This is a genomic window from Myxococcus stipitatus DSM 14675 (genome assembly GCF_000331735.1).
In the GTDB taxonomy this organism is placed as follows: domain Bacteria; phylum Myxococcota; class Myxococcia; order Myxococcales; family Myxococcaceae; genus Myxococcus; species Myxococcus stipitatus.
Window position 1 is genome coordinate 3,634,276 of sequence record NC_020126.1, and the last position, 21,466, is coordinate 3,655,741.

Genomic DNA, 21,466 nt, shown 5'->3' on the forward strand with positions numbered 1-21,466 from the left:
TCAGCTCGCCGCCTGGGCCAACAGGTAGACGCCGCCCCAGACGAGCCCGAACCCCACCACCGCCAGCATCACGTTGCCCACCGTCCAGTCCCGTCGCTCACCGGGGCCCTCCAGCGCCTTGAGGCGCTGGCCCAGACAGCTCGCGCAGCGGTTGATGCCCTCGAACTGCGTGGTGCACTCGCGGCAGATGACCCGCCGGCACTCCACGCAGACGCCGACGCCCGCGCGCTCCGGGTGGTAGTGGCAGCGGCCCGAGCCCTGAATCATGACGCCACCTTACGCAAAGCCGGGCCCGCCACACCACCCCCTGGAGACGGCCTACAACTCGTCGAGGAACTCGTCGTTGTAGGTGTACCGGGAGAGCCGCTTGACGAGCGCTTCCATGGCCTCCACCGGCTTCACCGAGAAGAGCATCTGCCGCAGCTTCTTCACCTTCTCGTACTCGCGCAGGGTGAAGAGCTTCTCCTCCTTGCGCGTGCCGGACTGGGCGATGTTCACCGCGGGGAACACGCGCTTCTCCGCGAGGAGGCGGTCCAAGGTGACTTCGGAGTTACCCGTGCCCTTGAACTCCTCGAAGATGACCTCGTCCATGCGGCTGCCGGTGTCGATGAGCGCCGTGCCGATGATGGTCAGCGAGCCCGCCTCTTCCGTGGCGCGCGCGGCGCCGAAGATGCGCTTGGGGCGCTCCAGCGCGCGGCTGTCCACGCCGCCGGACATGGTGCGGCCCGAGTTGTCGATCTCCTTGTTGTAGGCGCGCGCCAGACGCGTGATCGAGTCCAGCAGGATGACCACGTCCTTGCCGGCCTCCACCAGTCGGCGGGCACGCTCCAGGGCCAGCTCCGCCACCTTGAGGTGGTCCGCGGTGGGCCGGTCCGAGCTGGACGCGAGCACCTCCGCCTTGATGCTGCGGCGCATGTCCGTCACTTCCTCGGGCCGCTCGTCGATGAGCAGCACCATGACGTGCGCCTCCGGGTGGTTGGAGATGACCGCCTGCGCGATGCGCTGGAGCATGATGGTCTTGCCCGTCTTGGGCGGCGCGACGATGAGCGCGCGCTGCCCCTTGCCGATGGGCGAGATGAGGTCCAGCACCCGCGTCACCATCTCCTTGTGGCCACACTCCAGCTTGAGCCGCTCGGTGGGGTCCACCGACGTCAGGTCCGCGAAGTGGGGCAGCCGGGGCGCGCCCTCCAGCGGGCGGCCGTCCACCGTGTCGACCTTCTGGATGATGCCCTTGTGGCCGCGCATCTGCGCGAAGGCCGTCAGGTACTGGCCCTGCCGCAGCCGCAGCTTCTGCACCAGGTTCTTGGGCAGCTCCGGGTCGTCCGGCGCCGCCAGCAGGTTGCGCTTCACCTGGCGCAGGAACGCGTTGGGGCCCTTGGCCTCCGTGTCCAGCACGCCCTCCACGGGCGCCAGGTTGGACTGCTGCGCCTGCGGGTTCTGCTGGCCGCCGTGGTGCTGGCGCTGATGCGGCTGTCCGCCGCCGTGGCCCTGCTGCTGTTGCTGCTGCTGCTGGGGCTGCTGTTGCTGGGCCTGCTGCTGCGCCAGCCGCTGCTTGTACTGCTCCAACTCCTGCGGCGTCAGGAAGACCTGGACCTGCTGACCGTCGGCGCCGGGCTGCATGCGGTACGCCTGGCCCTCCGGCGTGAAGAGCACCTGCGCGCCACGACGACGACGACGGCGGCGGCGGCGGCGGCCACCTGCCTGCCCGGGCTGCCCTCCCGGGGCGCCACCGGACGCTGCGGCACCGCCCGCGATGTCTCCCTCGTCGCCGCCCTCGTCGTCGCCATCGTCGCCGCCGTCGTCATCGGCCTCCGGAGGAGGGACGGGACGGGCCGCCGCGGGCATCGGAGGGGCATCACGTGGGTCGCGGTTATCGGAGTTTTCGCTCATGGGGTTTCCAGACCGTGTGCGTCCCTCACGGGCCGTCCCGAGGGGAGGGCGGGGGGACGCAGGTGACTCAGGCTGTGGGACAGGGAGCCGGACGCGGGGCCCGCCAAACACGCAAAGGCCGAACCGCCGGTCCCTGAAGCGCCCTGGTGGCCCAAAGCCGACCGGGGTGCAAGAGCAACACTAACAGAGGACGCCCGGCGCGCTCCCGGTTTTTTCGAGCGGTGTTGGCGGGCGGACCTCGCGTCCGCCCGTTCGCGCCTTCTCAGCGGACGATGAGCTGGAACGGCACCTGGGCCTTCATTCCCGGGCGCATCAGCTCCAGGTTGACGCCCAGCTCGCGCGCCAGGGACTTCACCGCGGAGGGGAGGGGCTCGGAGGCGGTGCCGCCTGGCAGCAGCGCGAGGGCCGCTCGCACGCCCGGCTCTCCGCTCATGCCGGAGAACAGGCCTCGGGCTTCACCCATCAGCACCAGGTCCAGCTCCTCGGAGGCTGGGACACTCGCGTGTTGGCGAGCGGACGCCACCGCGTCCATCAGGCCTCCCAGCTTGTCCACCAGCCCACGCGCGAGCGCGTCGTTGCCGCTCCACACGCGGCCTCGCGCCACGGTGTCCACCTGGGCCTTGTCCAGCTTCCGCGCGCGGGCGACGTCGGTGATGAAGCTGTCGTAGGACGCGTCCACCCACTTCTGCACGGCGGTCTGCTGCTCCGGCGTCCAGGGCCGCCAGTTGTCGAAGACGTCCGCCATGGGCGAGCGCGAGAGCGTCTCCTGGTGCATGCCCAGCTTGTCCTCCAGCAGGCCCTTGAGCGCGGGCTTGAAGTAGAAGACGCCGATGCTGCCCGTCACCGTCGTGGGCAGCGCCATCACCTCCGTCGCGCCGATGGCGGCGTAGTAGCCACCCGACGCCGCCACGTCCCCCATCGACGCGATGACGGGCTTCTCCTTCGCCGCGGCCAGCACCGCCTCGTACATCAGGTACGACGCCAGCACCTCGCCGCCGCCCGAGTCCACGCGCAGCACGATGGCGACCACGGACGGGTCCGACTTCGCCGACTCCAGCGCGCGCACCACCGTCTCCGCGCCGGCAATCTGGCTGAAGCCCAGCGGGTCCTCGCGGCTGGCGCCTCCGGCGATGGTGCCCAGCACCGGCACCACGGCGATGCGGCGGCGGCGGCCCCAGCGCTCCTCGCGCTCGTCCCGAGGGTTGTATGCCGCGTTGAAGTGGCCTCGCGGCACCAGCTCCCGCACCTTCGCGTCCAGCTCCGAGGGCGTGATGACGCCGTCGATGAAGCCCAGCGACTGCGCCTTCGCCGCGGTGGGGAGGCCCTCCGCCCACAGCTCGTGCAGCTTCTCCACGGGCACCTTGCGCGCCTCCGTGACGGCGCGCTCGTACCAGGCCACCTCGTTGTCCAGGTACGCCCCCACCGCCTCGCGCGAGGCCTCGCTGGGCTCGGTGAGCGTGAGCTGCTCGGGCGCCGTCTTGTACTTGCCCACGCGCGCCACGTCCCACGTCACGCCCAGCTTCTCCATCGTCCCGCCGAACGTCTGGAGGTGGGCGGCCAGGCCGTTGATGTGCAGGAAGGACTCGGGCACCGAGTAGATGCGGTCCGCGGCGGACGCGACGAAGTAGCCCATGTCATCCACCGACATCAGCACCGCCATCACCCGCTTGCCGGAGGCGCGCAGCCGCAGCACCGCCTGGCGCAGCTCCTCCGCCTTGCCCCAGTCCACGCCGGGCAGGCCCTCCATCTTCAGCACCACGCCCGTCAGCCGCTCGTCCTGGGTGGCCAGGTCCAGCCACCGCGACAGCCTCAAGAACGGGTCCGCCTCGCTCACGCCCAGAATCGTCATGAGCACGCTGCCGCCGCCGCTGAGCATGTCGTTCAAGTCCAGCATCGTCACCACGCCGCCGGACGGGCGCAGGGAGCGGTAGTTCTCCATCGACAGGCGCACACCCAGGACGTGGTCCGTCCCGTCCTCTCCACCGCCCAGCGCGTACGTGACGCCCAGGTGGCTGGTGTCCAGCGTGGCCGCGACTTGAAGCGCCAGCGGCACGCCGCTGACGAAGCCGTGCGACACACCCGCGCCCAGCCTCACGCCTGGAATCACCTCCGCCTGGAGCGTGTACGTGGCCTGTCCCTGGCGGAAGGCGCCCTCGGAGAAGAGCCAGTCCACGCCCAACGTGTAGCGCTCACCCAGCGGGCGCAGGCCCAGGCCCAGGTCGTACTTGCGCTGGACCTTGAGGCCGCCTTCCCTCGGGGCGTTGAGGTCCTTGACCACCGCCGCCACCGACAGCGCGCGCACGGGCCGCGCCGTGACGCCCACATCGAAGGTGTCCAGCGCGTCGACGTCGTCGCTGTCGTTGGAGCTGAAGCCGTGCCAGGCGCCGCCCAGCCGCAGCGTGGGCGTGCCCAGCGACAGGCCCAGCGAGGTGCGGCGGTAGTGGGGCTCGTGCCGCCCGCGCATCCACTCCATGGAGGCGCCCACACCCAGGCCCAGCACCCGCGCGCCCAGGAAGACGCCGTCGCCCAGGCTGTCGCGCTCCAGGTTGCGCTCGTGCAGGTAGAACAACTGCCCGGATTCAACAAAGCCCAGCCCCGCGGGGTTGAGCGAGAGGGCCGTGGCCTCGTCCACCAACGCCGCGCCCGTGGGGGGCAGCGTCATCCCCCGGGACGGCAGGGGGGCCTGGACGATGGAGCTCGTCTGGGCGAGCGCGAGCGACGGGAGCAGCAGGAGGGCGAGCAGGCGCATACGCCCCGGGACTCTAGGCCGAGCCCGCCCGGGGACAAGCGCCGTCTGTCACCAGTCCTCGGTTCCGGACACCCCTTCGAGCGGGTCGTCTCCCGGCTTCTTCTTCTTCTCCTGGGCGCGGGTGCGGCCACCCCGGTCCTCGGCGCCCCAGTCCTCGGTGCCGCCCCGGTTGTCGAGCGGGTCCGAGCTGCGCACCACCTTCTCCGTGCCGCCCTCGCTGACGTTGATGAGCTGGTTGACGATGCGCTCCATCTCCGACTTGAGCTGACCGAACTCGTCGCCCTGGAGCACCATGCGGCGGCCCGCCAGCTTCTTGCCGTTGCGCAGGTCGTAGTAGCCCAGGATGAGCTCGGAGCCCTCGCCGGAGCTCGCCGTCTTCACCGTGCCCACCATGGCCCGGTCCAGGCCCAGCGACTTGCCCATCGCCGAGGCCCCGTTGGCCTGGGGAATGGCGCGGGAGACCTCGCTCGCCACCCGGTCCAGCTGCGCGTCGTAGGCCTTGTACGCGGCGGTGGGCACCAGCTCCGTGCTCACCTCCACGTCGTCCGGCGTCACCTCCATGAGCTGCCCGTACTGGCGGAAGCCCGGGCGCTCCACGCGCAAGAGGTGCTTGCCCACCGTCAGCGTGGGCACCGTCACCGGCGTGTGGCCCACCAGGTCTCCGTCCACGTAGACGCGCGCGCCCGCGGGACGCGACTTCACCGTGGCGCTGCCCCGGAGCTGGGAGGTGCGGCCGGTGGCCACCTGCACTCGCAGGGCGATGAAGTCCCGGCTGAAGCGCTTGGGGTTGAGCTCGAAGGTGGGCGAGACGGCGATGAGGTCGATGAGGACCAGCTTGGCCTCCTCCACGTCCCCTCGCAGGTGCAGCAGCGCGGCGTACAGCGCCAGCGACTCACACAGGGGCGAGCAGCCGCGCATGGCCGCCGGGGCCCCCTGGAGCTCCTTCAGGGTGGCGCGCACCTTGGACTCGGCGTCGTCGTACTCCTTCTTGTCGAAGGCGGCGGCGCTCTCCGAGTAGCCCTTGCGCGCCCGCTCGAGCGCGCTCTGGGCGGTGGGGTCTCCGGGAAGGCCGAAGAGGTCCTCGGCCTTGCGCACGGAGAAGCCCGAGAAGTTCGCCAGCGCCTCGTTCATGTGGCCTTCCATCTGGACACTGGTGGCCTCGGAGGCCTGGTCCATGGGGATGAGAAGGCTGGAGGCACGCCGCGCCGAGTTGGGGGATGCGGCCAGAGCGAGCGAGGGAAGCAGGGCGAGGACGAGGGCTCTCATGAGGACACCTTTGACACGAGCGACGCGAGCGGGCGAAACGACATTCAACCCGTGGCTCAGAAGCCAACGCCTCCCGAAACAGGGTTGAAGGGCCGGCCGTTGTCCTGCGTCACCACGTAGACGGCGCCCGCCGTCACGGCCGCGACACCACCCACCACGGCCCAGAACCAGGGCCGCTTCAGCAGGGACTCACCGGAGCCGGTGCTCTCCGCGACGCGAGGCGCCATGGACCCGTTGATGAAGCCGCGCACCTTCTCGGCCGTGGCCGCCGGGCTCTCGTCCCGCTCCTTGCCGGACAGGTCGATCTCCACGCCGCGCAGGCGCGCCTGGGTGCGCACATCCCACACCTGGAGCTCCGCCCCGAAGCGGCCCTTCTTGTCCTGGGACACGGCGGCCAGCACCAGGTAGCGGGCATCCAGCCGGTCCGCGATGGCCGCGGTCTCCGGGGGCAGCGTCTCGCTGTCGAAGGCGGCCTTCGAGCCCGCGCGCACGGCGGCCTCGCGGATGGCGGACAGGCCGGGGCCGGGCTCGAGCGTGGCCTTCACCTGGGCGCTCCCCGCGGGCTTGACCTCCGCGAACTGCGCGTAGGACGTGTGGCCCGGCAGCGACACCACCACGGGGTGGCGGCCCGGCGCGACGGACACGCCCTTGAGCGGCGTGACACCCACGTCCTCGCCCCTCACGCGCACCTGGGCACCCGCGGGCAGCGAGTCCACCACGAGCGTGCCGGCGGGCTGCGCGGCGACCTCCGCGCGGGCGTCATCGAAGGCCTTCTGCACGTCCTGGCCGAAGAGCGCCTTGTCGGGCCGGGTGGAGGCGTCCGCCACCACCGAGCGCAGGAAGGACTCCTTCGCGCCCGCGGTGTCGCCATTGAGCATGCGGGACGCGCCCAGGAACAGGTACGTCTCGCTCAGCCGCTGGGGACGCAGGTCGCCGGGGGCCTTCTCATAGGCCGCGACGGCCTCGCGGAAGCGGGCCTCCGCCATCTCCGGGTCCAGGTTGTCGTACGCGCCGCGGCCCTCCTCGAAGAGGGCATCCGCCTTCGTCAGCGGCAGGGGCTCCGAGGGAGGGAAGGCCTGCCCCAGGTCCACGAACGGCACATCGCCGCCGCGCTGCAGGTGGTTGCGCAGCTCCGTCTCCAGCCGGACCGCCGCCTCGGCGGCGCCCGGGGTGCGGGGCACGGAGAACAGCGCCACGGGGCCGGTGGCCGCGGACGGGGCGACGGGCGAGTGGGCCAGCGAGGGGCGGCCCTCGGGCTTCACCGGCTCGGTGCTGGCGGGCGGGGGCGCCTGGGTGGGCGTGGCCAGCGAGGGGCGGGACTCGGGCGCCTTCGGCGTGTCGGAGGGGGCCGAGGGCGCGTCCGGCTCACCGAAGACCATGGGCTGGGGGCTGGCGACGTCACCCGTGTCGGCCGGGGACGGGTCCTCGGCGGGCGGCGCCTTCTTCTTCCCCTTGGCGGTGGGCTTCTTCTTCGCGACCTTGGTCGCCACGGCCTTCTTGCGCGTCGTCTTCTTGCGCGTCGTCTGGGCGTGAGCGGGAAGGACGGCCAGCAGCAGGGTGAGGAGCAGGGCGATTCGGCGGAACGTATTCACGGCGTTGGAATGTAACCGAGCGGACCCATGCCGTCACGGGGCCCCGTCTCCGCCCCAGGGGCAGGCGGGGCGGGGGGGACCCGTGCGCGGCAGGATGACGGATGGCTAGACGTCCAGCGCCTCGACCTCGCCGGCGCGCTCCATGATGAACTTGAAGCGCGCGCTCACGTCGCGGCCCATCAGGTCATTGATGACACGGTCCGTCTCGATGGGGTTGTCGATGGTGACCCGCAGGCTCAGCCGGTTCTTCTGGTCCAAGGTCGTCTGCTTGAGCTCGTCGGCCGTCATCTCGCCCAGACCCTTGAAGCGCATGATGTTGGGCTTGGCGTTGCCCTTGACCTTCTCGCGGATGATGCGGTCCCGGTCCGCCTCATCCAGCGCCCAGTAGGTCTCCTTGCCGATGTCCACGCGGAACAGGGGCGGCTGGGCGATGTGGATGGCGCCGCTGTCGATGAGCGGGCGCAGGTGGCGGTAGAAGAAGGTGAGCAGCAGCGTGGCGATGTGGTGGCCGTCGCTGTCGGCGTCCATCAGCAGGAAGACGCGGCCGTAGCGCAGCTTGCTGATGTCGAAGTCGGCGCCGATGCCGCAGCCCAGCGCGCTGACGATGTCCTGGAGCTCCTTGTTGGTGGCCACCTTGTCGGTGGACGCCTGCTCCGCGTTGAGCACCTTGCCGCGCAAGGGGAGGATGGCCTGGGTGCGCCTGTCGCGACCCTGCTTGGCGGAGCCACCTGCGGAGTCACCTTCCACGAGGAACAGCTCGCTGACGCTCGGGTCCGTGGACGAGCAGTCCGCCAGCTTGCCCGGCAGGTTGAGCCGGTGGCTGACGGCCGTCTTGCGACTGACGGCCTGGGACGCGGCGCGGCTGGCCTCGCGCGCGCGCGCCGCCAGGATGATGCGGGCGACCACCGCCTCCGCGATGCTCTTGTTGTCGTTGAGCCACTTCTCCAGCGCGGGGCGCAGCACGCCGTCCACCTGCGCCGTCACCTCGGGGTTGTTCAGCCGCGACTTCGTCTGGCCCTGGAACTGTGGCTCCACGACGTACACGGACAGGATGGCGGTGATGCCCTCGCGGATGTCCTCCGCGGTGAGCGACACCCCCTTGGGCGTCAGGTCGTGCGTCTCGATGTAGTTGCGCACCGCCTTGACGACGGCGCCGCGGAGGCCCGCCTCGTGCGTGCCGCCCATGGGGGTGGGGACGCCGTTGACGTAGCTGCGGACCTGCTCGTCCGTGGCCTCGGTCCAGCCCAGCGCGGCCTCCAGCCGGACCCCGTTGTCGCGCGAGTGGTAGAACGTGGTGCTGCCCGCCGGCACCAGCGGCTTCTGGCGCTCCGCGATGACCTTGGTGAGGTACTCCGCGATGCCGCCATCGTGCTTGTACGTGATGGCCGCGGCGGGGCTGGTCGTCTCGTCCTTCCAGACGACGATCATGCCCTTGTGCAGGTAGCTCTTGGCCTCCAGCCGCTCGCGCACCAGCTCCGCGTCGAACTTGAGCTTGTCGCCGAAGATCTCGGTGTCCGGCTCGAAGGTGATGGAGGTGCCCGTGCCACGCCCGGGGCCTTCCACCTTGAGGGGGCTCGTCGCCTTGCCGCGCGCGTACGTCTGGACGTGCCGCTTGCCGTCGCGCTTGATCTCCACCGTCAGCTTGCGCGAGAGCGCGTTGACGACGGAGCTGCCCACGCCGTGCAGACCGCCGGAGTGGGTGTAGTTGCCCTGCTCGAACTTGCCGCCCGAGTGCAGCGTCGTGAGGATGACCTCCAACGCGGGCTTCTTGAGCTTCGGCATGATGTCGATGGGGATGCCTCGCCCATTGTCCACCACGGTGATGCTTCGGCCGTCCTTGTGGAGCGTGACCTCGACGGTGGTGGCGTGGCCGTTGATGACCTCGTCCACCGAGTTGTCGAGAATCTCCCACAGCAGGTGGTGATACCCGGTGCTGTCCGTGCCGCCGATGTACATCGCCGGGCGCTTGCGCACCGGCTCCAGGCCCTCGAGGACCTGGATGTCCGCGCCTGTGTAGCTTTCCTTCTTCGTCGCCATGGCGTCCTCTGGCTAGTCCTTCTTCTCGGGCAACGGGATGAAGACGACGTTCCTGCTCACGTCCGCCACCGCGTCGCGCTTGGACATCTCGTGGCCCTTGCCGCCGCGGCCCGTCACCCCGTACTTCGCGGGGGCGAGCTGCAGCTTGCGGCCCTTCTGCGTCTCGAAATCGATTCTCGCGTCCTTCTGGTTGGGCGCGGTGACGAGGAACTCCACCACCTGGTCGTCGTCATCCACCTTGATGACGGTGACGCCCTTGCCCGGGCCCGCCAGCTCGTTGACCTCCGCCACCTTGCACACCAGGGCGTGGGTCTTCTTGGTCAGCACCGCGAGCAGGTCCTTCTCCGCCGCCTCGTGCACGCCGATGATCTCATCGCCCTCGCCCGTCTTCGCGTAGCGACGGCCCGCGCGGGTGGAGACCTCCAGGTGCGGCTCCAGCAGGAAGCGCATGCCCATGCCCTGCTTCGTCACGCCGACGAGCTTCTCCGGAGCGGACAGCCGGGGGTCCAGCGACCACGCGGCCACCACGCGCTCGCCGTCGTCGAACTTGAACAGCTTCTGCACCGGGTCGCCGTAGCCCGTGGACGCGGGGATGTCGTTGAAGCGCGTGACGTAGGCGGTGCCGAAGTTGCTGAACAGCACCAGGTTGGCCTTGAGGCTGCCGGCCAGCACCGTCATCACCGCGTCGCCCTCGCGCAGACGGGTGGAGGACGGGTCCTTCACCTCGCGCACGCGCTTGACCCAGCCGTCGCGGGTGAGGACCACGTGGGCGTCCTCGTCCGCGATGAACGCGTCCGCGCTGAACTCCACTTCCTCGGAGCCCGCGCCACCAATCTTCGTGCGGCGCTTGTCGTTGTACAGGCCCTTGATCTCACCCAGCTCGTCCTTGACGGTGGACCAGACCTTCTTCTTGTCGCGGAGGATGCCCTCGATGCGCTTGATCTCCGCGCGCTTCTCCTTGAGCTCCTTCTGGACGACCAGAATCTCCAGGCGGGCCAGCTTGTAGAGCTTCATCTCCAGGATGGCGTCCACCTGGAGCTCGTCCAGCTTGAAGCGCGCCATCAACTTCTGGGCCGCGTCCTGCTTGCCCTCGGACTGGCGGATGATGCGGATGATTTCATCCAGCGCGTCGTAGGCCTTCTCGAAGCCCTCGAGCAGGTGGACGCGCTTCTGCAGCTCGCCCAGCTCGTGCTGGAAGCGGCGCGTGACGACGCCGAAGCGGAAGTCGAGGAAGTACTGGAGGATGGACTTGAGGTCCAACCGCTTGGGCGTGCCGACCTCCGGGTTGTCCTCGCTGGGGACCAGGCACGTGAGGTTGACGCCGAACGTCGTCTGCAGCGGCGTGTGCTTGTAGAGGTACGCCATCACCAGCTCGGCGTTGGCGTCCTTCTTGAGCTCCAGGACGATGCGCACGTCCTTGGTGGACTCGTCGCGCACGTCGACGATGAGCGGCAGCTTCCGCTCGCGCACCAGGTCGCCGATCTTCGCGACCAGCGTGGACTTGTTCACCGTGTACGGGATGGAGGTGACGATGATCTGCTGGCCACCGCGCTTGAGCTCCTCGGTGTCCCACTCGCCCCGGATGCGGATGCTGCCCTGGCCCGCCTCGTAGATCTCCCGCAGCTCCTTCTTGTCGTTGAGGATCTGCCCGCCCGTGGGGAAGTCCGGGCCCTTGACGAACTTGAGCAGGTCCTTCGTAAGCAGCGCGGGGTTCTCGATGAGGGCGACCAGCGCGTCCACCAGCTCGCCCAGGTGGTGGGGCGGGATGTTGGTGGCCATGCCCACGGCGATGCCCGTGGTGCCGTTCATCAACAGCTGGGGCACGCGCGCGGGGATGACGATGGGCTCGTTGCGGGTGCCGTCGTAGGTGGGCCGGAAGTCCACCGTCTTGCGCTCGAGCTCGCCGAGCATCTCGGTGGCCAGCTTGTCCAAGCGGCACTCGGTGTAGCGGTAGGCGGCGGCCGAGTCGCCGTCCAGCGAGCCGAAGTTGCCGTGCCCGTCCACCAGCGGGTAGCGCAGGGAGAAGTCCTGCGCCATGCGCACGAGCGCGTCGTAGATGGAGGCGTCGCCGTGCGGGTGGTAGCGGCCCATGATGGCGCCGACGACCTGCGCGCACTTCTGGTACTTCGTGTCGAACGACAGGTTCAGGTCGTTCCACATGCCGTACAGGATGCGGCGCTGCACGGGCTTGAGGCCGTCGCGCACGTCCGGGAGGGCACGTGAGGTGATGACCGACAGGGCGTAGTTGATGTACCGGCGCCGCGCCTCTTCGGCCAGCGAGGCCGGGATGAACCCTTCACCACCACCACCGCCCGCCGCGCCCGAGGCTCCACCCCCGCCCCCTTGCTTCTTCGGCGTCTTCTTTTCGGCTTCTGCGCGCATGCTCTTCAGACCCAGGTGAGAACGTCTCGTACCCGAACGCGGTGCGTGACTCGCGCACTCCGCGCCATGGACTCTCGAATCTGCAACGAAGGGCCGGGACTACCATGGCCCCCTGACAATTGGAACGAATTCGGGGGGTTGCGCATCCTCGGAGACATCCCACCTATACGTCCGTCCAGTTCTCCATCCAAGTGGAACAGGCCTGTAACCACCTGAAATTCCGGGCGGGAGGGCTCCTTCGACTCACCCAGGGGCGGGACGGTGGGTGCGGGTAGGAGAGGACGCGAGGTCGACTCCAGAATCCGCCCGGGCGGGAGGGGAGGGGTGGGCTCGGACGCCTGTCCGGCGCCGGACCGGGGTATTGGACCGGGCATCATCCGGGGCTCCATGGCCGGTCCTCATGCGTTCTACCGGGCGGTCGCACCGCCTCCCGCGCTCCGCCCGTATATCCACGCGTTCTGGGTCTACGAGGGGTACCTCCCTGCGCACGGCCGTGAGCGGGTGTTGCCCACGGGGACCGTGGAGTGGGTGATACCGCTCGCGGGCCAGCGCCTGGAGTGGCGGGAGCTGGATGGCGCGGAGGGTCATCATTCGGGGGCGCACGTCGCCGGGCCTCGGCTCACGGCGTATGACGTGCCCACGGCGCAGCAGGCCCTGCTCGCGGGAGTCCACTTCCGGGTGGGAGGTGCCTGGCCGCTGCTGGGGATTCCCCAGGAGGAACTGGCCGAGCGGCACGTGGAGCTGGCCTCTGTCTGGGGCGCTGACGTGGAGGACTGGGTCACTCGACTGCGCGAGGCGAAAGGCACGGAGGACCGCTTCGCATTGCTGGGGGAGCTGTTCCTGGCGCGGCTCGATGTCAGGCGTGCCTCACACCCGGAGGTCGCGAGGGCGCTGGCGCGGCTCCACGAGAGCGCCGCGGAGGTGTCCGTTGCGTCGCTCGTCATGGGTTCGGGCTTGAGCCATCGGAGGTTCATCGAGCTGTTTCGCCGAGAGGTCGGGCTCACGCCGCGTGACCTCCTCCGGGTCCGCCGCTTCCAGCGCGCGCTCGCGTCCACGCGGAGGGGCGCGTCGCCCTCGCTCACCTGGCTGGCGCATGAAGCGGGGTACTTCGACCAGTCCCACTGGTTGCTCGAGTGCCGGAAGCTCGCCGGTCTGTCCCCAGGGGCGCTGGTGTCGACGGCGCGCGGCGCGGAGGTGTTGCCACCCGAGGAGCGGGGTCAGATGCTTCCTATCGGGTGAAGTCGCCTCGAGCGCATCTTGCCCGCATGAACGTCATCCTGGGTGCGACGGGAGTGGTGGGTGCAGCGGTCCTCGAGGAACTTCACGAGCGGCGTCTTCCGGTGCGCGCGGTCTCCCGCGCCCGGACGCCGCACCTCCAGGGCCTGGAGCATGTGCGGGTGGACCTGGCCACGGGGGACGGGCTGGCGGCGTGCCTGGAGGGCGCCGAGAGCGTCTTCCTGGTGACCGGGGACATGGTGGACCAGGTCGGCGCGGAACTGCGGGTCATCGAGGCCGCACGTCACGCGGGCGTGCGCAGGCTGGTGAAGCTGTCGATTCTCGGAGCCGAGAGCGAGGCGTTCTACCTGGCGCGTGTCCACCGGGCCATCGAGCGCGAGGTGGAGCGCTCGGGGCTCTCCTTCACGTTGCTGAGGCCCGGGGGCTTCATGCAGAACTTCATCACGTACTACGGCCACTCCCTGCGGACCGAGGGGGTGCTGCGTCTGCCTTGGCGAGACGAGAAGGAGGACCCCATCGACGCCCGGGACATCGCCCGGGTCGCGGCGGTGTGTCTGACCTCCGAGCGCTTCGCCGGCCGCGCGCTGGACCTCGGCGGGCCACAATCCCTGAGCTATCCGGAGAGGGTCCGCTCGCTGGCCCAGGCCTCGGGCCGGACGCTGACGTATGAGACCGTCTCGGAGGCGGCCTACCGAGAGGCCGTGCTGCCGTACTCGGTGACACCCGCCCATGCCGACGGACTCATCGACATGTTCCGCTTCCACCGCGAAGGACGCGCACCGTCACCTCGAGACCATGTGCTGGAGGTGACGGGCACGCCACCGCGCTCCTTCGAGGCGTTCGCGAAGGAGCACGCCGACTTCTGGCGAGGGACCTGAGGCCCTCGACTCCGAGTGGGGTCAGGGATTGGCCTGGGGCGCGCGGCCCCAGTTGCCATCCTTGAAGATGCGCACGCCGTGCGTGCCGCCCCCGCCAATCAAGCCCGTCACCGTGGCCTGGATGGGCTTGCCCCCCGGCGGCTGGTAGACGACGCGCGCCTTGCGCCCCGAGGGGATGGCCGCGTTGGTGGTGTCGATGAGCAGGTAGACGGTCTTGTCCTCGGACTGGATGCGGTCGGTGTCGTGGCGGTGGTTGAGCTCGGCCAGCAGCTCGCCGTCGTCCACCGTGCTGGCCTCGCTGCCCAGCAGGCGCACCTTCACGCGCAGCCAGTTCTGGGCGCCGCCGCCCTCCGTGGCGTACTCGCGCACGCCCTGGATGATGATGGCCAGGTCGGCGCCATTGCCCGCCGCGCCCTGCGAGAGCCGCAGCCCCGTCTGCTTGCTGTTGTCGGCGTCAATCAACAGGGTGGCGTTGGCGCAGCGGTTCTTGCACTCCTCGCCCCAGGGGGCCTTGTCGAAGCGCAGGCGCAGGGCGAAGTCGCTGCCCTGCGGGCCGATGACGGCGTCGACGATGACGGGGCGCTCGCCGTCCGGGGGCGCGGTGTACCGGAAGGTGGACCGTTCCTTGGCGACCACGCTCGAGCCGGCGAGAAGGGTACAGATGAGCAACGGCAGAGAGCGCTTCACGGTGTGTGGACCTCCGGGGAATGGCGCCCATTCAAGTGGGAAGACGCGGTCGCTTCAAGTGTCAGGCGCTAGAGTTCTCACCGGAGGACTGAACGATGCCAGACCCGTACGTGCGGCAGCTCAAGCTGGGACCCATGGACAACTTCGTCTACCTGGTCGGCGCGGCGGACTCGCCCGACGTCGTGGTGGTGGACCCCGCGTGGGACGTCGCGGCCATCGAGCAGGCCGTCGCGGAGGACGGCAAGCGCCTTGCGGGCGCCTTCGTCTCGCACTGCCACTTCGACCACATCAATGGCTTGCCGGAGCTGCTGTCGCGCCACGACCTCCCTGTCTATGCCCAGCGTGAGGAGGTGGCGTTCTCCGCGGAGCTGCGGGAGCTGAAGGACGCGCTGCGCCCGCTGGGGCCTGGGGACGTCGTACCCGTGGGCCCCGCGCGCTTCCAGGCGCTCCACACGCCGGGGCACACCCCGGGCTCGCACTGCCTGCTCGCGGGGGATTCGCTGGTGTCCGGCGACACGCTTTTCATCAACGGCTGTGGCCGGTGCGACATGAAGGGCGGGGACCCGGAGGCGATGTACCGCTCGCTGTCGCAGGTGCTGCTGAAGGTGCCGGACTCCACGCGGCTGTGGCCGGGGCACGACTACGCGGACGCGCCGGTGGCGGCGATGGGCGACGTGCGGCGGCTCAATCCCTACTTCTCCTACCCGGACGTCGCCTCGTTCGTCGCGTTCAGGATGCGCCCCAGGAAGTGAAGGGGACTGGAGGCGCGAGGAGGCCCCCAGTCGCCTTCGTCGCGGGTAACCGGTTACGGGCGCGACTGGGCGAACATCCAGTCCCAGAAGGACTGCAGGCCGTACGTCTCCGCCCAGCCCATGTGGGCGTTGCCCGAGAACACCACGTAGCGAAGGATGGTGTTCCCCGTGGCGACGATGCCAGCCTGCGAGGTCCACGACTGCGTCGTCTTGTTGAACAGGTACGTCGTCGTCTGCGGCAGCTCGACGACGGGCGGGAAGGCCCAGTGGTTGTAGTTCTTCGTCACGGGGAGCACCCAGGAGCGCTCACCCCAGCGGTCTCCGAAGCTGCTGCCGGCCCAGATGGGCACATCCTTGAGCTGGGGGATGGTCTCTCCCGGCGCGCCGATGGCGGTGGCGAAGGTGGCCATCGCCGCCAGCTCGCTCCCGTGCAGCGTGGCATAGCGCCACGCGCCCCAGCCGCCCATGCTCAGCCCCGTCAGGTAGACGCGCTTGGGGTCCACCCGGTAGTTGGCGACGATGAACTGGACGAACGGGCGAATCTCCGCCGGTGAGTAGTTGTCCACCGCCTGCGGGGCGAAGACCATCATCTTCTTCTGGGCGAAGTAGGTCTTCCAGGTGGCGCTCGTGCGGATGTTCCGCAGCGCTCCGTTGCGCGTCAGGACCTCGTAGAGGTCGGTGGGATTCGGCGCCCGGCCCAACTCGCCAATGCCATTCAAGTGGATGACGACCGGGTACAGCTCCGTGGAGGCGTTGTAGCCCGGCGGAATGAACTCACCGTAGGGGAGCGGGTTCCCGTTCGCTCCCTGCATGTGCACGGAGATTTGATTCTCCACGGGGGAGAGGAGGGCGGCGGACCAGGTGTCCGCGGCCAGGGCGGCGGCATCCTCCGGCGTGCCGGGACCACAGGCCGCGAGGGCCGCGACGACGACGGCAAGGGCAACACTTCTCATGGAGTCACCTCGAGATGAGGGGTGGATGTGACTCCAGTTGTCTACATTGAGTTCTAGTTGTTCGCGAGTTTCTGTTGTTAATCGAGTTGCGTCTTCATGTGCCCAGGGGTTGCTGGGGGCGGGAGGAACGGAGGCGCGAAGGACCTCCGCTCCCGTCACGTCACTTCGGGACTACCAGTAGACGGCGACCGACGAGATGCGGTCGTTCCACGAGTGCCAGCGGCGGAACGGCCACCAGCCGGTGTACCAGCCGTAGCTGCCCATGTTGGGAACGGCCCACGCGCGGCCAATCCACAGCACGTGACCGCCGTACCAGGAGTGCTCGGTGACCAGCGTCCAACGGCCGCACTGGGTGCTCCAGAGCGAGGAGATGCGATCATTCCACCAGCCCAGGTTCGGGTAGCCCCAGCCCGGGTAGACGGAGAACGACGCGCCGCCGTACCACGAGTGCTCGAAGAAGACCGACCAGGGATTGCAGTTCGCGAGCTGGTTGCCCGTGGGCTGCTCGGACGGGAACTGACCCGTCGCGGAGAAGTACTCCTTCAGCTGCTCCGTGGTGCGGAAGCCCTGCACCACGCTCAGCTCCGCGGAACGGCCATCCAGCACGTAGTGCGACAGGTGGATGTCCTTCTCCTGGATCTCCTTGGCCGTGTACCGCACGCCGTCCACCAGGATGGGGAGGTCCGGCAGGAAGCCCTCCACGGGCTGGTTCTCGATGTCCTCGCGGGGCGCGTCCCGGAGCACCTTGCTCAACGGAACCCGCTCCAGCCTGCCTTCCTTGTTCGGCAGGTCGCCCGTGTCGTGCGGGGGCACCGGCTCGATGTTCTGCGCCAGGGCCGTACCCCCGGTCAGCATCACGGCCAACGTCAGCGAGCCAATCACTGTCTTGAGATTCATGTCCGCTCCTGGAGTGTGGGATTGCCCGTAGCTGGAAGTCGCTACGGCGCTCGCACTTATAGTGCGTCTGTTTTCAGGCAGACAAATCAGTGAAAGTTTGTTTCGCGGTTTATTCTTGACTCGGAGTGCGGGAGGACCCGGGCCTGGGCGAAGCCCTTCGTCCCCGCAAACCCTTGGGAGTTGGTGGCGCGCGACAGCCCGCACGGAGGATGACCACCCCTCTGAACAGGGCGTCTCCCTGCGTGCGAGGTCATTTCAGGCCGAGATGAAACAATCCAGCGTGAGCATTTGCCGCCACGGACAGCCCCTCCAGGCCGTGCGGACTCGGTAACCGGACTGATTCACGGAGCTGTGACGCGGGGTGAAGTGCCGGGGTTCAGGCCCTGCCGCGGGCGCGGGCGCCCACCGCGGGCATCTGGAGGCTCGGGGGGCGGCTGTGCAGGGAGCGATACGCGGTGAAGCCGAGCAGCCCCACGGCGAGCAACGTCCACAGCGCGGCCCAGACGACCGCGGGCACGTGGGTGAGGTCGGCCAGGAGGGCCGCGTCGCTGCGCGAGCGCACCGCGCTGTTCCACAGGTCGTCGCGCAAGTCGAACACCGCGTACAGCGCGGTGAAGGCGGCGATGAAGAGGTTCACGAAGTCCACCGCGCCATCCGGCAGCAGCTTCGCCCCCAGGCCGAGGACGACGGCGGTGCCCACGCAGAACGCCAGCGTGAAGCTGTCACCCGCGTACAGCACGCCCATCACGACCAGCCACACGCTCGCGGCGCCCAGCACCCAGCGGCGCAGCCGGAAGCGGAACGTGGCCAGCAGCAACCCCGCTCCGGCCACCGCGCTGCCCAGGTAGCCCCCCGAGTAGACGGCAATCTGGCGGAAGATACCCGGAGGCAGGCGGGACAGGCAGGCTCCTGACTCGTCCGCCGCCAGGTGGATGCGGTCCACCGAGCCCCCCACCAGGAGCGTGGCGAGCGCGTGCCCGCTCTCGTGCATCATCACCACCAACAGCTTCAGCGGCCAGAAGGCGGGGGCGTCCCAGAAGTACCAGCCCACCCCCAGCATCACGAGGAGGAGGGCCAGGCGGCCGAAATCGAGCTGTGCTCCGCTGGCGGTCCTCATGGGCTTCCCCGGGCATTCGACTGCGAGACACCCCAACACATAAGCGGGCTTCCTCTTCCCGGGAAACTCCTGGCTTGCCGCACGGCGTCGCGAGTGAAGGCGGCAGTCGCTTGCGGGCGCCGGACGGGGTAGGGAAGTGGGCATGAAGAAGACGCTCCTCCTGCTCTCGCTCGTGGCTGCCCCGGCTCTGGCCGGGGAAGGGAAGTGGACCCCTCAGCAGGTCCTGGAACTGGACCCGGCGTGGTTGCGCGCCCAGGGACTCCAGGTGTCGCCCAAGAAGCTCTGGGACCCCCAGCGTGGCACCGGCCTGCTCGCGGGCGCGGTGAACGTGGGCGGCTGTACGGGCGCGTTCATCTCCTCCACGGGCCTCATCATCACCAACCACCACTGCGCCTACGGGCTCATCCAGGAGCACAGCTCGCCGGAGCGCGACCTGCTCACCACGGGCTTCCTGGCCTCGGAGCGCAAGGACGAGCTGCCCGGCAAGGGCGCGCGGGTGCAGGTGCCTCGCAGCTTCACGGACGTGACGGCGCAGGTGCTCGCCGCGGTTCCCGAGGGCGCGGATGACGCCGCCCGCTACAAGGCCATCGAGCGCAAGCAGAAGGAGCTGGTGGCCGAGTGTGAGAAGCGCCCGGCCACGCGCTGTCAGGTGGCGACCTTCGACGGCGGCGTGAACTACACGCTGGTGGACTCGGTCGAGCTGCTGGACACGCGGCTCGTCTATGCCCCGCCCCGGGGCGTGGGGGAGTACGGCGGCGAAGAGGACAACTGGATGTGGCCGCGCCACACCGGTGACTTCGCCATCGTGCGGGCCTACACCGCGCCGGATGGTTCGTCCGCGCCGTACAGCGAGAAGAACATCCCGCACAAGGCGGAGTTCTTCTTCCCGCTCGCCACGGAGGGTGTGAAGCCGGGCGACTTCGTGATGGTGCTCGGCTACCCGGGGCGCACCTACCGCGCGCTGCTCGCGGAGGAGATGGCGGAGCGTCAGTCGCGCGTCTACCCGCGCATGCGCGACGTGTACGGCGAGGCCATCCGCATCCTCGAGGAGGAGGGGGAGAAGGACGCGGCCGGGAAGATCGCCGTCGCGTCGGTGCTCAAGGGGCTGCACAACGGCTACAAGAACGCGGGCGGACAGCTGGCGGGCCTGAAGCGCGGCCACATCGTGGAGAAGCAGCGCCAGTCGGAGGCCGAGGTCGCCGCCTGGATTGCGAAGAAGAGCGCGAGTGCCCAGGGCGCCGCGACGTGGGCGTCCGCGGTCAAGGCGCGCGAGGAGCTGCTCGCGGCGCAGCAGGCCACCGCGAAGGTGTTCGAGCGCGAGTTCCTGCTGGGCGCGGTCCAGCGCCTGGCCCGAGCCCCCGCGATGGCGGTGACGGTGTCGCGCCTGGCGGCCGAGCGCGCCAAGCCGGACATGGAGCGCCGCCCGGACTACATGGAGCGTGAGCACGCCCGCATCAAGGACCGGCTGGAGCGCGAGCAGAAGAACGTCCACCTCCCCGCGGAGAAGCGGCTGCTGACGGCCTTCGTGCGGCGCGCGCAGGCGCTGGGCGCGGACGAGCGCATCGCGACGGTGGACAAGCACTTCGGCAAGGCGTTCGTGGAGAAGGACGTGGCCGCGAAGGTGGACGCGCTGTACGCGGGCACCCAGGTGCTGACGCTCGCCGAGCGCCTGAAGATGGCGACGGAGACGACGGCGCAGCTCCAGGCGCGCAAGGACCCGATGCTGGCGTTCGGTCTGGACCTGGCGCGGGAGCTGGAGGCGATGGATGAGGCGGTGGACCGCCGCCAGGGCATGGCGCTGCGGCTGCGGCCGTCGTGGCGCAAGGCCGTGCTCGCGCATGCGGGCAAGCCCGTGGCGCCGGACGCCAACTCGACGCTGCGGGTGACGTTCGCCAAGGTGCAGGGATACGCGCCGCGCGATGGCGCGGTGTACACGCCGCAGACGACGCTGTCGGGAATGATGGCGAAGAACACCGGCGAGGACCCCTTCGACGTGCCCGAGCGCGTGGCGAAGGTGGCCGAGGCGAAGCGCCATGGTGCGTGGGCGGACCGGAAGCTGAAGGACGTGCCGGTGAACTTCCTGTCGGACGCGGACACCACCGGGGGCAACTCCGGCAGTCCCACGGTGAACGGCAAGGGCCAGCTGGTGGGCGTCAACTTCGACCGCGTCTGGGAGAATGTGGCCAACGACTTCGGCTACAACCCGGAGGTGGCTCGCAACGTCAACGTGGACGTGCGGTATGTCTTGTGGATGTTGGACCAGGTGGAGAACGCGGACGTTCTCCTGAAGGAGCTGGGCGTGCGCAAGAACTCGCCAGTGGCGGCGGAGATTCGCTGATGGGTGACTCGGCGGACGCGGCTCCGCCCCTGCCGACCTTCCGTCCGGAAGAGCAGGTGTGCGGCAATTGCAAGCTGTGGAGCCCTCACTCGGTGGACGAGCGCCGAGGGTGGGTGGGGCCGTGCCGGCTCCAGTCCTCGCGGGGCATGTTTCCGCCGTCGGCCCCCATTTGTGACAAGTACGCGCCCCGGGGCACCGCAGTGGCCCCGGCGGCGCATGCACCCACGCGCGAGCGCACCGCTCGCAGCGTGGCCCCGGTGGTGGTGCGGCGCCGGGTGGACCCCCATGAAGTCGTTGACCTGGAAGGGCTGAGCATGACGCGTGAAGAGCTGATGGACATCTTCCGGGAGGCGTCCGGCCTGGCCGACTCGCCACCGCTCGCGGGCAAGTGGGAGGGCGGCACCGTGCGCCTCGTCCCGGGCAACCCGGAGCTGCAAGCCAAGGACATGCCCATCGACAACCTGTTCCACAAGGTCGTCATGGTCCGCGACAAGCTGCGCGTGCTCGAGCAGAAGCTCAACGCGCACCCGAAGCTGTCCGACGCGGAGAAGGTGGAGATGCAGAGCTACATCACCCGCGTGTACGGCTCGCTCACCAGCTTCAACGTCCTCTTTCGCGAGAAGGGCGACCAGTTCGTGGGCTCGAAGGGCGATGAGTAGGATGGTGTTGATTTGACACGAACATGACGCCCG

Annotated in this window: 16 protein-coding genes; 5 read left to right on the forward strand and 11 right to left on the reverse strand. The window is 69.4% G+C overall.

The genetic code is table 11. The annotated features are described in order from the left end of the window. From MYSTI_RS14140 to MYSTI_RS14170, 7 genes are all read right to left on the reverse strand, one after another. Nucleotides 1-267, reverse strand: coding sequence for a hypothetical protein (locus MYSTI_RS14140; RefSeq protein ID WP_015348441.1), 267 nt, complete (start codon nt 265-267; stop codon nt 1-3). Nucleotides 268-318: 51 nt separating this feature from the next. Beyond that, on the reverse strand, nt 319-1,890 hold the full coding sequence (gene rho / locus MYSTI_RS14145; protein ID WP_015348442.1) for a transcription termination factor Rho: 1,572 nt from the start codon (nt 1,888-1,890) through the stop codon (nt 319-321). A 262-nt stretch (nt 1,891-2,152) separates the two neighbouring features. Further along, on the reverse strand, nt 2,153-4,639 hold the full coding sequence (sppA, locus tag MYSTI_RS14150) for a signal peptide peptidase SppA (protein ID WP_015348443.1): 2,487 nt from the start codon (nt 4,637-4,639) through the stop codon (nt 2,153-2,155). A 48-nt stretch (nt 4,640-4,687) separates the two neighbouring features. Next, the gene (locus MYSTI_RS14155; RefSeq protein ID WP_015348444.1) at nt 4,688-5,905 is read right to left on the reverse strand and encodes a PEGA domain-containing protein; all 1,218 of its coding nucleotides are present in this window, start codon (nt 5,903-5,905) and stop codon (nt 4,688-4,690) included. Between the two features lie 56 nt (nt 5,906-5,961). Next, complete coding sequence (locus tag MYSTI_RS14160) at nt 5,962-7,497, reverse strand: PEGA domain-containing protein (RefSeq protein WP_015348445.1); 1,536 nt, start codon at nt 7,495-7,497, stop codon at nt 5,962-5,964. A 105-nt stretch (nt 7,498-7,602) separates the two neighbouring features. Beyond that, nucleotides 7,603-9,534: a DNA gyrase/topoisomerase IV subunit B gene (locus MYSTI_RS14165; RefSeq protein WP_015348446.1), complete on the reverse strand. Its 1,932-nt coding sequence runs from the start codon at nt 9,532-9,534 to the stop codon at nt 7,603-7,605. A 12-nt stretch (nt 9,535-9,546) separates the two neighbouring features. Next, nucleotides 9,547-11,916: a DNA gyrase/topoisomerase IV subunit A gene (locus tag MYSTI_RS14170; protein WP_015348447.1), complete on the reverse strand. Its 2,370-nt coding sequence runs from the start codon at nt 11,914-11,916 to the stop codon at nt 9,547-9,549. A 324-nt stretch (nt 11,917-12,240) separates the two neighbouring features. Here MYSTI_RS14170 and MYSTI_RS14175 point away from each other — a divergent pair, with 324 nt between their 5' ends. Together MYSTI_RS14175 and MYSTI_RS14180 are read left to right on the forward strand one after the other, a co-directional pair. Then, nucleotides 12,241-13,155, forward strand: a complete 915-nt coding sequence (locus MYSTI_RS14175) for an AraC family transcriptional regulator (protein ID WP_015348448.1) — start codon at nt 12,241-12,243, stop codon at nt 13,153-13,155. Between the two features lie 26 nt (nt 13,156-13,181). Then, complete coding sequence (locus tag MYSTI_RS14180; RefSeq protein ID WP_015348449.1) at nt 13,182-14,030, forward strand: NmrA family NAD(P)-binding protein; 849 nt, start codon at nt 13,182-13,184, stop codon at nt 14,028-14,030. A 21-nt stretch (nt 14,031-14,051) separates the two neighbouring features. On the opposite strand, the gene MYSTI_RS14185 is transcribed toward MYSTI_RS14180, so the two are convergent. Continuing rightward, nucleotides 14,052-14,717, reverse strand: a complete 666-nt coding sequence (locus tag MYSTI_RS14185; RefSeq protein ID WP_015348450.1) for a hypothetical protein — start codon at nt 14,715-14,717, stop codon at nt 14,052-14,054. Nucleotides 14,718-14,812: 95 nt separating this feature from the next. On the opposite strand from MYSTI_RS14185, the gene MYSTI_RS14190 reads away from it, so the two are divergent. Next, nucleotides 14,813-15,469 (forward strand): MBL fold metallo-hydrolase, encoded by a 657-nt coding sequence (locus MYSTI_RS14190; RefSeq protein ID WP_015348451.1) that lies wholly within the window; start codon nt 14,813-14,815, stop codon nt 15,467-15,469. Between the two features lie 53 nt (nt 15,470-15,522). On the opposite strand, the gene MYSTI_RS14195 is transcribed toward MYSTI_RS14190, so the two are convergent. The 3 genes from MYSTI_RS14195 to MYSTI_RS14205 form a co-directional block, all read right to left on the reverse strand. Then, nucleotides 15,523-16,422 (reverse strand): carboxylesterase family protein, encoded by a 900-nt coding sequence (locus tag MYSTI_RS14195; RefSeq protein ID WP_015348452.1) that lies wholly within the window; start codon nt 16,420-16,422, stop codon nt 15,523-15,525. Between the two features lie 171 nt (nt 16,423-16,593). Further along, nucleotides 16,594-17,319: a hypothetical protein gene (locus MYSTI_RS14200; protein WP_015348453.1), complete on the reverse strand. Its 726-nt coding sequence runs from the start codon at nt 17,317-17,319 to the stop codon at nt 16,594-16,596. 376 nt (nt 17,320-17,695) lie between these two features. Beyond that, on the reverse strand, nt 17,696-18,436 hold the full coding sequence (locus MYSTI_RS14205) for a M50 family metallopeptidase (RefSeq protein WP_015348454.1): 741 nt from the start codon (nt 18,434-18,436) through the stop codon (nt 17,696-17,698). Between the two features lie 142 nt (nt 18,437-18,578). Between MYSTI_RS14205 and MYSTI_RS14210 the strand changes: the two genes are divergently transcribed. Together MYSTI_RS14210 and MYSTI_RS14215 are read left to right on the forward strand one after the other, a co-directional pair. Next, complete coding sequence (locus MYSTI_RS14210) at nt 18,579-20,774, forward strand: S46 family peptidase (protein ID WP_015348455.1); 2,196 nt, start codon at nt 18,579-18,581, stop codon at nt 20,772-20,774. Further along, complete coding sequence (locus tag MYSTI_RS14215) at nt 20,774-21,433, forward strand: DUF8685 domain-containing protein (RefSeq protein WP_015348456.1); 660 nt, start codon at nt 20,774-20,776, stop codon at nt 21,431-21,433. Before MYSTI_RS14210 ends, MYSTI_RS14215 begins: the two co-directional genes overlap by 1 nt. Nucleotides 21,434-21,466 lie beyond the last annotated feature (33 nt).

Coding starts and splice junctions, on each gene's coding strand:
- MYSTI_RS14140 (WP_015348441.1), bottom strand. CDS start 267: ATGATTCAGGGCTCGGGCCGCTGCCACTACCACCCGGAGCGCGCGGGC.
- MYSTI_RS14215 (WP_015348456.1), top strand. CDS start 20,774: ATGGGTGACTCGGCGGACGCGGCTCCGCCCCTGCCGACCTTCCGTCCG.
- MYSTI_RS14180 (WP_015348449.1), top strand. CDS start 13,182: ATGAACGTCATCCTGGGTGCGACGGGAGTGGTGGGTGCAGCGGTCCTC.
- MYSTI_RS14205 (WP_015348454.1), bottom strand. CDS start 18,436: ATGAGGACCGCCAGCGGAGCACAGCTCGATTTCGGCCGCCTGGCCCTC.
- MYSTI_RS14195 (WP_015348452.1), bottom strand. CDS start 16,422: ATGAGAAGTGTTGCCCTTGCCGTCGTCGTCGCGGCCCTCGCGGCCTGT.
- MYSTI_RS14170 (WP_015348447.1), bottom strand. CDS start 11,916: ATGCGCGCAGAAGCCGAAAAGAAGACGCCGAAGAAGCAAGGGGGCGGG.
- sppA (WP_015348443.1), bottom strand. CDS start 4,639: ATGCGCCTGCTCGCCCTCCTGCTGCTCCCGTCGCTCGCGCTCGCCCAG.
- rho (WP_015348442.1), bottom strand. CDS start 1,890: ATGAGCGAAAACTCCGATAACCGCGACCCACGTGATGCCCCTCCGATG.
- MYSTI_RS14165 (WP_015348446.1), bottom strand. CDS start 9,534: ATGGCGACGAAGAAGGAAAGCTACACAGGCGCGGACATCCAGGTCCTC.
- MYSTI_RS14200 (WP_015348453.1), bottom strand. CDS start 17,319: ATGAATCTCAAGACAGTGATTGGCTCGCTGACGTTGGCCGTGATGCTG.
- MYSTI_RS14155 (WP_015348444.1), bottom strand. CDS start 5,905: ATGAGAGCCCTCGTCCTCGCCCTGCTTCCCTCGCTCGCTCTGGCCGCA.
- MYSTI_RS14190 (WP_015348451.1), top strand. CDS start 14,813: ATGCCAGACCCGTACGTGCGGCAGCTCAAGCTGGGACCCATGGACAAC.
- MYSTI_RS14210 (WP_015348455.1), top strand. CDS start 18,579: ATGAAGAAGACGCTCCTCCTGCTCTCGCTCGTGGCTGCCCCGGCTCTG.